General features: G+C 44.4%; 10 protein-coding genes. 3 read left to right on the plus strand and 7 right to left on the minus strand.

Annotated features, from left to right (window positions below):
* Positions 1-74 precede the first annotated feature (74 nt).
* From PLE34_RS14540 to PLE34_RS14555, 4 genes are all read right to left on the minus strand, one after another.
* Positions 75-1,772, minus strand: coding sequence for a T9SS type A sorting domain-containing protein (locus PLE34_RS14540; protein WP_324558117.1), 1,698 nt, complete (start codon positions 1,770-1,772; stop codon positions 75-77).
* Positions 1,773-2,225: 453 nt separating this feature from the next.
* Entirely contained in the window at positions 2,226-4,433 is a 2,208-nt protein-coding gene (locus PLE34_RS14545; RefSeq protein WP_324558118.1) for a sodium-translocating pyrophosphatase, read from the minus strand.
* A 70-nt stretch (positions 4,434-4,503) separates the two neighbouring features.
* Positions 4,504-6,021 (minus strand): NAD(P)H-hydrate dehydratase, encoded by a 1,518-nt coding sequence (locus PLE34_RS14550; RefSeq protein ID WP_324558119.1) that lies wholly within the window; start codon positions 6,019-6,021, stop codon positions 4,504-4,506.
* 136 nt (positions 6,022-6,157) lie between these two features.
* Positions 6,158-7,321 (minus strand): serine hydrolase domain-containing protein, encoded by a 1,164-nt coding sequence (locus tag PLE34_RS14555; protein WP_324558121.1) that lies wholly within the window; start codon positions 7,319-7,321, stop codon positions 6,158-6,160.
* 75 nt (positions 7,322-7,396) lie between these two features.
* Here PLE34_RS14555 and serA point away from each other — a divergent pair, with 75 nt between their 5' ends.
* Positions 7,397-8,635: a phosphoglycerate dehydrogenase gene (gene serA, locus PLE34_RS14560; protein WP_324558123.1), complete on the plus strand. Its 1,239-nt coding sequence runs from the start codon at positions 7,397-7,399 to the stop codon at positions 8,633-8,635.
* A 254-nt stretch (positions 8,636-8,889) separates the two neighbouring features.
* Here serA and PLE34_RS14565 read toward each other — a convergent pair whose 3' ends face one another.
* Positions 8,890-9,411: a HEAT-like fold family protein gene (locus PLE34_RS14565; protein WP_324558124.1), complete on the minus strand. Its 522-nt coding sequence runs from the start codon at positions 9,409-9,411 to the stop codon at positions 8,890-8,892.
* A gap of 114 nt (positions 9,412-9,525) precedes the next feature.
* On the opposite strand from PLE34_RS14565, the gene PLE34_RS14570 reads away from it, so the two are divergent.
* Positions 9,526-10,575 carry a phosphotransferase enzyme family protein gene (locus tag PLE34_RS14570; protein WP_324558125.1) on the plus strand — a complete coding sequence of 350 codons (1,050 nt, stop codon included), beginning with the start codon at positions 9,526-9,528 and terminating at the stop codon, positions 10,573-10,575.
* Between the two features lie 29 nt (positions 10,576-10,604).
* Here the strand turns inward: PLE34_RS14570 and PLE34_RS14575 are convergent, their stop codons facing one another.
* Together PLE34_RS14575 and PLE34_RS14580 are read right to left on the minus strand one after the other, a co-directional pair.
* A complete protein-coding gene (locus tag PLE34_RS14575; protein ID WP_324558126.1) occupies positions 10,605-11,108 on the minus strand; it encodes an FKBP-type peptidyl-prolyl cis-trans isomerase in 504 nt (167 codons plus the stop codon).
* A 51-nt stretch (positions 11,109-11,159) separates the two neighbouring features.
* Entirely contained in the window at positions 11,160-11,678 is a 519-nt protein-coding gene (locus PLE34_RS14580) for a hypothetical protein (protein ID WP_324558128.1), read from the minus strand.
* A 90-nt stretch (positions 11,679-11,768) separates the two neighbouring features.
* On the opposite strand from PLE34_RS14580, the gene PLE34_RS14585 reads away from it, so the two are divergent.
* Positions 11,769-12,695: a DUF2279 domain-containing protein gene (locus PLE34_RS14585; protein WP_324558130.1), complete on the plus strand. Its 927-nt coding sequence runs from the start codon at positions 11,769-11,771 to the stop codon at positions 12,693-12,695.
* The last annotated feature ends 109 nt before the right edge of the window (positions 12,696-12,804 follow it).

Genomic DNA, 12,804 nt, shown 5'->3' on the forward strand with positions numbered 1-12,804 from the left:
CGGATGCTGTAAATAAAAAAGGCCAAAAGTGAAAGTTTTCGCTTTTGGCCTCAGGGAGATTTTGTAATTGGTTTTTACTGTTTCAACAATTTAATTACGTCAATGGTGCCGTCTTTATTTACTATTTGCAATAAATAGATACCGTTTTGAACGCGTTGTATGTTCAGGGAGAATGTGCCGCCCTGGTTTTGCGATGGTACATATTTCATAACCGTTTGCCCGTTGGTGGCTACTACGTTTACCTGTGCTATCGCTTTACCGCTCTGGATGTTCACCTGGCTGGCAGCAGGGTTGGGGTAGGCCTTTAAGACAACCATGTTCCCATTGCATTGTATGCGTATGGCCTTCACCTCTGTGCCGGAATGTTTTCCGTCAAAATCTACCTGTGTAATGCGGTAGTAGTTCACGCCGCTGGCCGTTGCCTCATCTGTGAATTTGTATGTATTTGTGGTATTGCTGTTACCAACAGCGCTCACCCGGCCGATAGCGGTAAATTCAGATCCGTTGGTGCTGCGTTCTACCACAAAATGGCTGTTGTTTTGCTCCATGCCCGTTTGCCATTCTAATAATGCCTTGCAGCCCTCTGCTTTAACGGTAAAGGAAGTAAAGGTAACAGGGAGGATAATATTATTGGTGCTGCCGATAGCAATTGCTGAAATTACCTGGCCGGCAGGGATAGTGCCTGTTAACAGAGAGCCTTTGGTTAAGCCTGTTGCACCGGTGCCGCCGAGAAGTATCCATTTAAGCCCCGGGACATATCCAATCAACCGGAGTTCACCGGGTAGTAAACCCGGGTAACCGCTTAAATCAGGAAGGGAAACGGTAATGATTTGTTCGTTGGCCATTGCCTTACCATTATAAGCATTGGGATTGGGCGTTATTGATGCGTCCTGGTAATGCCAGTCCCAAAAGCCCGCTTTCGCCACACCTGCTATTTCCGGAGGGAGGTATATCGAGGCTGGTGAGGTTGGGTTAAAAGGATCAACGGAAAAACTGAAATCCCTGGTCGGATCAGGCGTATCGCCCGGATCGCCATCAACCCATCCAACCGTAAGCGTATGATCTGTTTCTTCAAAAACGCCTTGTCTTCGAAGTTGATAAACGGCATTACCATTACCCACAGGAAAGGTGAAATCGCCGTTATGTCCGGGCGGTGGATCACCCCCCGGGTAATTAGCTTCGCTTACAAAACCATCTACATGCTGGGCATCGGTTAAACCACCGGTATAAAAAGCGCTGTTCACAAATACAATAGCGCCGTTTACCGGCTTGTCTCTTAATGTGGTGGTAATACCATTATTAAAATACAGGGCGCGTGAAATGGAAATGCCACCCGGAGGTTGTCCCTGGAATGAAGTGGGATTTTCTATTAAATAACCGCCATTGCTGTTCTCTATGTGCATGGTATTATTGGCTCCAATATTTAATCGCAAAGTATCAAAGCTTACAACACCATCCTCACCGCGAATAAAGCTTTCACCCTGGAACAAAAAATAGTCAGTATTGTTGGTTGATTGCCCGTAAGGATTGAAAACATTAAGAGGGGAAATCCAGCCCTTGTTGCTAACATTAAAGATTGGACTGTAGTGGTTATATCGTACTCCTTCACTGCGCATGATATCACCTGATAGAAAGGTTTCATTATATCCTGTTACAGGATCGCTTATTTCGGTATTCGACCATATATCTGGTGGTGGACCAATAGTCCATGGTTGCGATATTCCACTAACAGCGAGTGCCAGGGCTAAAGAGAAAAGTAAAATTGATTTCATGAGCAGAAATATTTATTAACAGGTCAGTGTAAATGATTAAAGTTGGATTAGGCTAATGGCGCTCAAAGAATAGTGGAAAAAAATTGGATACAGGAGGTTTCAAAGGAGACTTTAACAGGAGGATTTGAAATGATTTTGCCCAATAGGATTTGGTTCTTTCAAATGATGTTAAAATAATAAAGAGGCGTGAAGATACTAATCTTATTCAATCAAAAATATCCTTTACACTAAAATTTATATGAAATTACTAAGTATAAGTACGATGATATGACGGAAAGGGTTTTAAAAAAAGACACTTTTTGGTAGCTATAATATAACTTATTGATTCCCAACGATTCATTAAGATAAGTATACCCGGGTTATCAAATGGTAAATTGTGGCGTTTAATGCCAGTATAACAAAAGAGGCAGGCTTTTCAAAAAACCTGCCTCTTTTGCTCATTCAAAACGATTGTTATTTTGTAATTGACGTTGTAATGGTTGTTACCTGTTCGGTTGTCTGCTTCTTTTCTATGGCTGCCTGTCCTGTTTTGGTATTATACAACTCAGCCAAAGTAGGAGCGATGACCAGTGAAACAATAGACATCAGTTTAATCAGGATGTTCATAGACGGGCCTGAAGTATCTTTAAACGGATCGCCAACGGTATCACCGGTAACAGACGCCTTATGCGGCTCGGATTTTTTATAAAACATTTCACCATTGATCTCTACACCTTTTTCAAATGATTTTTTAGCATTATCCCAGGCGCCGCCGGCATTGTTTTGAAACATACCCATGAGCACACCGCTTACGGTTGCACCGGCTAAAAAACCGCCTAAAGCTTCCGGTCCTGCTAAAAAACCAATGATCAGCGGAGAAATAATGGCAATGGCGCCAGGCAGCATCATTTTCTTTATGGAAGCTTCCGTAGAGATGGCCACGCACTTTTCATATTCGGGCCTTCCTGTACCTTCCATAATTCCGGGTATAGTACGGAACTGGCGGCGAACTTCTTCTACCATGCTCATAGCCGCTTCACCCACAGCCCGTATGGCCAGAGAGGAAAAAATGAATGGTATCATGCCTCCCACAAAAAGCGCTGCTAATACTTTAGCATTATAAATATCAATACCTTCTATTCCTGCCACGCCCACAAAAGCCGCAAATAACGCTAATGCGGTTAAAGCCGCAGAGGCGATGGCAAATCCCTTTCCGGTAGCGGCTGTGGTGTTACCCACAGCATCCAGCACATCTGTTTTTTCACGTACCTCCTTAGGCAGTTCGCACATCTCTGCTATACCGCCTGCATTATCGGCAATGGGTCCAAAAGCATCAATAGCCAGTTGCATAGCCGTAGTGGCCATCATACCTGCCGCAGCTATGGCAACGCCGTATAAGCCGGCAAACTCATGAGATCCCCATATACCGCCCGCCAGTACTAATATCGGCAGGAAAGTAGATTCCATGCCTACCGCCAGTCCGCCAATTACGTTGGTAGCATGACCGGTAGACGACTGGCGTATAATAGACATCACGGGTCTTTTGCCCATTGCTGTATAGAATTCCGTAATAATGCTCATTAAAGCGCCTACCACAAGGCCTACACCAATGGCGCCGAGCACCCCCCATTTGGAAAATTCGTGTCCGCGCAGCGACATGGTTTCCGGTAAAATAAAATATACCAATCCAATAGATGCCAGTGCAGTGAGTATAATAGAACCCCAGTTACCCATGTTCAGGGCTTTCTGTACATTATCGGTATTGATGCCGGCTTTATCACTAACCTTCACGAACCAGGTGCCCACAATGGAAAAAATGATCCCAACCGCGGCAATCAGCATGGGTAGCAATATGGGCGCCATCCCTCCAAAATTGTCAACAGATACTGTTTCCTGCCCAAGTACCATCGTTGCCAGCACTGTTGCCACGTAGGAACCAAATAAATCAGCTCCCATACCAGCCACATCCCCCACATTATCCCCTACATTATCGGCTATAGTTGCGGGGTTACGCGGATCGTCTTCCGGGATACCTGCTTCTACTTTTCCTACTAAGTCTGCACCAACATCGGCAGCTTTGGTATATATACCACCACCTACGCGGGCAAATAAAGCAATGCTTTCCGCGCCCAGAGAGAAGCCCGTAAGCACCTCGATGGCTTTGAGCATGGCCTGGCTGTACTCCGGTGTGCCGGCGGGTATGCCGCTTGCAAAATACAGGTATAAGATAATGAATACGCTTCCCAGTCCCAATACCGCTAAACCGGCAACACCCAGCCCCATAACAGATCCGCCTGTAAATGAAACCGATAGTGCTTTGCTCAGGCTTGTTTTGGCAGCTTGCGCGGTGCGCACGTTGCTTTTAGTGGCAATGCGCATACCTATGTATCCTGCAACCGCGCTAAATACAGCGCCGGCAATAAAGGCAATGGCAATAGACCAGTGGGAGTGCGGATTTGCCTGCGCCATAATGCCCAGCAAAATAGCAACAATAGCAACAAAATAGCCTAATATCTTCCACTCGGCTTTCAGAAAAGCCATCGCGCCTTCTGCAATATAATTGCTGATTTCCTTCATCCGTTCGGAACCCGCATCCTGCTTAACAACCCAGTTAAATTTTATAAAAGTGTAAAGCAATCCAAGCAGTCCCAGAAGGGGTACGAGATAGAACAATTTGTCCATAAACGTTGAGTTCTTGTATGTTATGTTTTTGGGACGGCAAAAATAGGGGTTTCAGGCTGAAAAACGCCATTTAGCTAAAATAAACACTGGTTTTCAGATGCCTGAAGGCCCGGGGCATCTGTTCAATAATGTCTCCGGCCACGAGGGATTCTTCCGTTTGCTGCTGAGCGGCTATATCTCCCGCCAATCCGTGCAGGTATACGCCGGTTAAAATAACCTGTTCCGCATTACTGTTTTGTGCATACAGTCCTAATAATATTCCTGTAAGCACGTCGCCGCTTCCCGCCGTAGCCATACCGGGGTTACCGGTAGAATTAAAATAACCTTTTCCGCCTGGTGTGGCAATGAAGGAGTAGTTTCCTTTTAGTATAATATATACCTGTAACGCTTTAGCTTTTTCCAGCGCAAGCTGAAGCCGTTCAAAATCATTGGCGGAGGGTCCAAACAGCTTTTCAAATTCTTTGGGGTGAGGAGTGAGTATAGTATGCGCAGGTATTTTGGAATACAGCTCAGGGGTAGCCGATAACAGGTTAAGTCCATCGGCATCAATGATCAGGCGCTGAGGTTTTTTGTCTAACAGGGTTTCCAGCACATCGCTTCCTGATTTATATGGCCCCATTCCCGGCCCTACAGCATAAGCATCGTATGTGCCTTCCAGCGTTAAGGAAGTATGCTGTTTTTCATTTGTGCCGGTTACGCACATCGCTTCTGGAACAGCGGTTTGCAAAATGGTATAACCGCAGGCCGGGATATAACAGGTAAGCTTACCTGCTCCGCTGCGCATACAGGCCTTTGCGCCAAGCACAGCAGCGCCCATCATACCGTAGCTGCCGGCAATAAGCGCTGCGCTCCCGTATGTTCCTTTGTGTGAAAACCTTTTACGGGGTTGAATGTAGGAACGGATGGTTGCTGCTTCAATAATTTCAAAATCAGCAGGTGTACCGGTGTAGTATTGCTGATGCAGCCCGATATCCATTAACTGAACAGTACCGGTATAAGCAGCGTTTTCAGGTAATAGCAAAGCCAGCTTCATTACCTGGAATGTTAATGTAAATGTGGCGCGGATAACGGTATTTCCCCGTGAGCTTTTGTCCGCAAAAAGCCCGCTGGGCATATCAATTGCGATAACAGGCGCCCCGGAATGATTCATATGGGTAACCAATGCTCCGGACAAGCCTTCCAGCGGGCGGTTAAGCCCGTAACCAAACAATGCGTCTATAACTATGTCGGATGGGGAAATGACAGGAAATACGCCTTCCTTTTCGAGCAGTTCTATCCGGGTTGTAGATGCCTGCAGCTTTTCTAAGTTAGTAAGAAAATCGCCGGAGTTGATCCCTGTATTTCCCAGTATAAATACCTGAACGGTATTTTCTTTTTGAATAAGCAGCCGGGCTATGGCTAATCCGTCGCCACCATTATTGCCGGGGCCGCAAAAAACCATATAATTTTTTTTAGCCGGCATATTGGCCGCTATCCAGTCACGGCAACGCATGGCTGCTCTTTCCATCAGTTCGATGGAAGTTACCGGTTCATGTTGTATGGTATATTGATCCCATGCTTTGATTTGTGTAGCGGAGAATAGCTTCATGAACGTTACTTGGAGCAGTAAAATTAAGGTATTTAAGGAGGCGAAATGAAAGCCGGTAAGATCAGTGAATGGTTACAGGTTTCAGGGTACAGGTTTCAGGGGTTCCTGCCTTGTACCCTGCAACTTGTAACCCTCTTTACTCCTCCGTATCTTCTTCCGTGGCATAATCGCCGAAAGCAGGGAAAAGCTTTTTTGCCTGGTAGATATTACGGTTGTATTTATTGCCCAGGATGATGATAGTGGCGGAATCCTTAATGATGCGGGCAAAAACCGTGTTATTGCCATGCCACCACCCGTTATGGTAAATGATTTTTTCCTCGTTGGGGTATTCCAGCATCCTCCAGCCCAGCCCGTAGTTTTTTATACCCTTTTTCTCATAGCTGTATCCTGCATAAGCCGAATCCAGCGTAGATTGTTTGAACATATTGCCATAGCTTAGGGCCGTTTCCCATTTCAATAAATCGCGTACCGTGCTGTAAATATTTTTATCGCCATATACCGCATCTAAAAAGGTAAATGCCTCCTGTTTATTTTTATAATTGTAGGAGGGAAGCGCTTTTAACGAATCCGACATGGTGAATACATAACTGTTGGTCATGCCCAGCGGCGCGAAAAAGTTTTCGTAAATGAACTGGGGATAAGGCAGTCCGCTCACCTTTTCTATAATAAGTGCCAGCAAAGCATAATTGGTGTTGCAATAATGAAATGACCTGTTGGGGCGGGCTACCTGCAATTTACTTTTATTGGTGACGAGGAATTGCAATACATCTGCATTATATACGATTTTTTTCCTGTTCCAGCCTAATTGTTCCATTACATGAACATAATTAGGCAAACCGCTTCTGTGATTTAATAAGGTTTTTACGGTAACGCCTTCATAAGGAAAGCCGGGCAGGTAAACCGATGCTTCATCGCTAATGCTTAATTTTCCCTCCTCCCACAGTTTTAATACGGCCATTGCCGTAAAGGTTTTAGAAACAGAAGCCAGGTGCAGCGCACTGTTCGCATTCAGCGAATCTTTGGTGCTGATGTTGCTGTAGCCGGCATATCTTTCAAAAATGATCTCTCCTTTTTTGGCCACAAGAAATTCGCCGCTAAACTGGCTTCTCTCCAGTATATGCTCGTAAAACTGTTCTGAAGCGTTGTAATAACGTTTAAATTCCGCTTCCGAAATGGCAGGCTGGTGCACCACGGAGTCATTTGCCGGGGAGGCCGCAGGCTTGTTTTTTTTGATGGTAGAATAATAGCAACCAGGAGCAAAAAAGGAGATCAGTAAAGTATAGAAAATAAAATTTTTCATCTGGATATGGTCAGAAAAGAACGTTGAAAGGCAATTACTTATTATTTTCGCGCTGCAATTTTACAAATATAATCCATGAGCGACAAAAAACGGACCAGTTATCCCAAAGAAAAGATTAACATTTTATTGCTGGAAAATATTAGTGAGCAGGCAGTACAAAATTTTAAAAAAGCAGGATATACTTCAATAAAAAAAATAGCCGGGGCCTTACCCGAAAAAGAGCTCATTAAGGAAGTTAAGGATGCCCATTTACTGGGCATTCGTTCCAAATCGCAAATAACCCCTGCCGTATTGAATGCCGCGGGCAAGCTGCAGGCCATTGGCTGTTTTTGTATTGGTGTAAACCAGGTTAACCTTAGCCAGGCTACAGCTAACGGCGTATCCGTATTTAATGCCCCTTATTCCAATACCCGGTCGGTGGCCGAACTGGTTATAGGGCTTTCGGTTATGCTTATACGCCGCATTCCCGATAAAAACAAAGCTGCGCATGAGGGCATATGGCTGAAAGAATCGAAAGGAAGTTATGAGCTGCGGGGTAAAACATTGGGTATTATTGGGTATGGAAATATCGGCGCCCAGGTAAGTGTGCTGGCGGAAGCCCTGGGGATGAAGGTTATTTTTTATGATATCGTTACCCGCCTTCCTTTGGGCAATGCCCAGGCGCGGAAGAGCATGAAAGACGTTTTACAGGAAGCCGACATTGTAACCCTGCATGTACCCGAAACTGCGCAAACTAAAAATCTTATTAGTGCGGGTGTATTTAAGCATTTTAAAAAGGGAGCTATTCTTATTAACTATGCACGCGGGCAGGTGGTAGACCTGGATGCGTTGGCCCTGGCTTTGCAAAACGGGCAGCTTTCGGGTGCGGCCATTGACGTGTACCCGGTAGAGCCTGAAAAAAACGGTGATGCTTTTCATACACCGCTGCAAAAGCTGCCTAACGTTATCCTTACGCCGCATATAGGCGGGTCTACAGAAGAGGCGCAGACCAATATTGGCGAAGATGTAAGCCTGAAGCTGATCAATTTCTTGGAAACAGGCATTACCACGGGGTCGCATACCGTACCTGAACTGGCATTGCCGTTGCAGGAAGGAGCGCACAGGATCCTGCATATTCATAAAAATGTGCCCGGGGTGCTGTCGCAGATCAACACGCAGTTGTCTTCTCACCACATTAACATATTAGCCCAGTATCTTAAAACCAATGATGCAATTGGGTACGTGGTATTAGATGTAAACAAAAATCTTTCTAAAGAAGCGATGGAGCTGCTGAAGAGCATTAAAGAAACGATTAAAGTAAGGGTGTTGTATTAGGGTATAAGGTAGTGAGGTATAGGGTATAGGGTATAAGGTATAAGGTAGTGAGGTATAGGGTATAGGGTGTGAGGAATGAAGTGTAAGTGTCAGATCAGTAGAATATTACTAACAACAGACCGGACACTCCTCATATATATTACTCATAGCTGAAAGCTGACCGCCGACAGCCAGTTCTGGTGCTTTGCATTCTTTCGGATTTCGAATTTTAAGTATTCGGATTTGAATTTTATTTGGTTCTTGTTTTTTGCTATTTAGTGCTTTTCCTTCATCTCCTTTAATATGCTTTTTGCCCTGCTGGCAAATGCTGCTGTTTGGTGAGGCAGCTGTTCTTCTATAAGCAGTTTTATTTCGGGTATTATTGCGGGGTATTGCCTGGCAAGGCGACCCAGTACACCCAGGGAGAAAGCTTTTACTGCAACGGCTTCCTTAGGGTCGGCAACATACGCGAAGCAGGTTGCCATTACCTCACCGTGGAGCGGTTTGGGAATGTCAATTTCCTGCAACAGCCTCACGGTATTTCTTTTTACAGCATTGTGAATGCCGGGCTTTTTCAGGTTGTGAATGATCTTTTTTAAATGTTTTTTTATCAGGCCGGGATGGGCTGCCACGCAATAGCTTAATGGCCATGCGGCTCTTTGCGCCACGCGGTATGTATCATATAAGAAAAGTGCTGCCAGTTCATCAAAACGTTCCTGGCTGTTGCCAATATAAGCTACTATTTTGACACACTGGGACTTTGAATGTTCTTCAAGAATGGCATCTCTTATATTCATAACTGTATTTACGGTATTTAAATTTACGGAAACGTTTGTGTGAAATTTAGAGATTAGGATACAAAATAAACAGTATGGTTTGTTTTTCTTCTACCTTTAACCGATTTCAGTCAAATGTTACAACAGGTATTACAAACATACGGTTTGGACTTTTCCACGTTGGAGGTGAAGTCCTTCGGATCAGGATTGATCAATAATACATGGAAGGTTAGCCGGCATGATAATGATACTTCGTACATATTGCAGCGCATTAACCATCATGTATTTAAATCGCCGGAGGATATAGCACACAATATCCGTATCATCGGCTCTTATCTTGCAGCGCATCATCCTGATTATTTTTTTGTAAGAACCCTGCATACTACAAGCGGCGCCGATATTTATTTTATGGAGGGGGAAGGGTATTTCCGGCTGGTGCCTTTTGTAAAAAGATCGCATACGGTTGATGTGGTTCAAACGCCCCAACAGGCTTTTGAAGCCGCAAAGCAATTCGGGCGGTTTACCCATTTACTGGAAGGTTTCCCGGTAGATGAATTAAAAGTTACCATTCCGGATTTTCATAACCTGAGTCTTCGCTATCATCAATTTCTTCAATCGCTGCAAACGGGCAATGCTACACGTATTGCAAATGCTGAGAAAGAAATCAGCTGGCTGAAGGAGCATGACTATATTGTAAAAAGCTTTGACGCGATGAAACAAAACCCCGGTTTCAGGTTAAGGGTTACGCATCATGATACCAAGATCAGTAATGTTTTGTTTGATGAGCAGGATAAAGGGGTTTGTGTAATAGACCTGGATACGGTAATGCCGGGGTATTTTATCAGTGATGTGGGCGATATGATGCGCACCTGTCTTTCGCCCGTAAGTGAGGAAGAAAACGATTTTTCGAAGATTAAGATCAGGGAAGAATATTATAAAGCCATCGTTCAGGGTTACATAGAAGGAATGGAAAACGAACTCAGCGCATCTGAAAAAAACGCTTTTTTTGATGCAGCCTGTTATCTTGTTTATATGCAGGCCCTGCGTTTTATAGCAGATCACCTGAATAATGATGAATACTACGGCGCCAGGTATGAAGGACATAACTTCATTCGTGGCTGCAACCAGATTAACCTGCTAAAAAAGTTGCTGGAAAAAGAAGACCGGCTCAGGCGTATGATGTAGCGCTTCTTACCACTTATCACTTACCACTACTAATGACATCCGCAGCCATCACCACAACTATTATCGTGCGAATGCGCATGATGCACATGCCCGTGCGATAATTCTTCAGCAGTAGGCTGCCTGATATTTTTTATAGTTACGCTAAAATGTAAAGTTCTTCCTGCCAGCGGATGGTTACCATCCAAAACAATTTTATCACCGTCTATATCTGTAACTAACAGCTCCTGCCCGTCCGACGACTGTACCATCGTGCCCAATTGCACCTGTGCGGCGCCCTCGGGAAATTGTTCCCTGCTTACTTCAAACACCAGTTCAGGATCAAAATCGCCGTAAGCATCTCCCGGAGCTAATGTTATCTTTTTTTCTTCGGTTATTTGTAAACCCTCAAGGGCTTCTTCCAAGCTTTGCAAAATATTGCCGTGCCCGTGCAAATATTCTAAGGGCTCAAATTCGGTATTACTGTCAACCACAGCTCCCGTTTCATCGGTTGCATTGTATTGAATGCTTACTATTTTGTCTTTTTCAACAATCATTACCTGTATTTTTTATAAAGATAGGTTCGATGGTGAATATCATAAAATAATTCAGGATATAACAGGTGGTAATGCCAGTTTACGGGCAAGCCAGCTATCTTTAAGGCTGATGAGCCAGTTGCTTTCCAGCTCTTTTTTGGTTTGCACGGTATTGTTAAAATACAGGGTATCTGCTGTAATGAAGTTGTTTTGCATGGCATAAGCCAACTGGCTCAGGGGCAGCAATTGTGTTTTGTCTTTCACTACAAAGGCTAATGTTTGCCTGTCGAATAAAGTTACTTCAAACTGCTTTTCAATTTCTTTGATCATCCTAACCGAACTATCGGTGCTGCATCCGCTTACTTCGGTATGGGTTTCATCTGCCATCAGTATAATGAACTGTCCGAAAAAAACGGTAGCGAAACTCTTTACGCCGGCGCCATGCGCATGCCATTGTTGTGAAAAATTGTTCAACATGTCTTCCACCTGCAATACTTCAGATAGCGTAAATGGCCGGCTGCACTGGTATATCCATACTCTTGATGATGGAGCGAAATCTGCAGGAAGCAGGTGCGTGTATGCTAAATTCATACAGCAAAAATACGACATTCTGCATTGAGCCGGAAAAAAGGGACAATGACATAACTGCTAAACTTTTTGTTACTTCGTTTATCTTCTGATATGCACAGATTCAATCGTATTATATCTAAAACTTCTCTTTTTGTAGTATTATGCCTCGGAATAGAACCGGCGCATGCCCAGCATTTTCTTCCCCCTTCTGACACGTACCGGCCCGACAGGCTGAAAAAAGTTGTAATCACAGAAGTAGCTGTTAGCACCGCCGTTAGCGTTGGATTATATTATTTGTGGTATAAAAAATTTCCCCGGAGCAGGTTTCATTTGTTTAACGATAACAGGGAGTGGCTGCAAATGGATAAGGCAGGTCATGCCGTTACTGCCTATAATATAGGTGTGCTGCAATACGATATGATGCGCTGGTGCGGGGTTAAAAAAAATGACGCTATTATTATTGGCTCTGCCACTGCGCTTGGCGGATTAACTGTTATTGAAATTTTAGACGGGTTTTCCACACACTGGGGATTTTCCAAAGGCGATATGCTGGCCAACCTGGTGGGCACTGCCATATTTGCTTCGCAGCAACGCTGGTGGAATGAACAACGGGTTACCATGAAATTTTCTGCGCACTTTTCGCCTTATGCGCAATACCACAGGGGCGAATTGGGTAAGTCGTGGGCGTCCCGTATACTCAAAGATTATAACGGTCAGAGTTACTGGCTGTCTTTTAATGTAAAATCATTTCTGCCTGCTTCGTCCGCTTTTCCCAACTGGCCTTCCGTTGCATTGGGATATGGAGCGGATGGCATGATTGGCGGGCATTCCAATCCGGATACTGTTAAAGGAAACCTGGTTCCTCAGTTTGAACGTACACGCAGGTTTATGCTATCGCCCGATGCCGACCTTTTCAGGGTACGTTCCATTGCACCGGTTGATGCGGCCACCTATCTGCTGAAGCCTTTTAAATTTCCCGCTCCAACGCTCGAGATCAATTCAAAGGGAAAGTTTAGATTTTATGGATTGTATCATTAAACATCTGTTTGAAAAAACGTGAGTTTCGAATATTCGGAAATGAGAATTAGTTTATTATTGTTTATGTTTTTGAGTATTTACCGCCGAGTAGGCAAGCGGGAGTTTCACC

The organism is Agriterribacter sp., assembly GCF_035445465.1.
Classification (GTDB): domain Bacteria; phylum Bacteroidota; class Bacteroidia; order Chitinophagales; family Chitinophagaceae; genus Agriterribacter.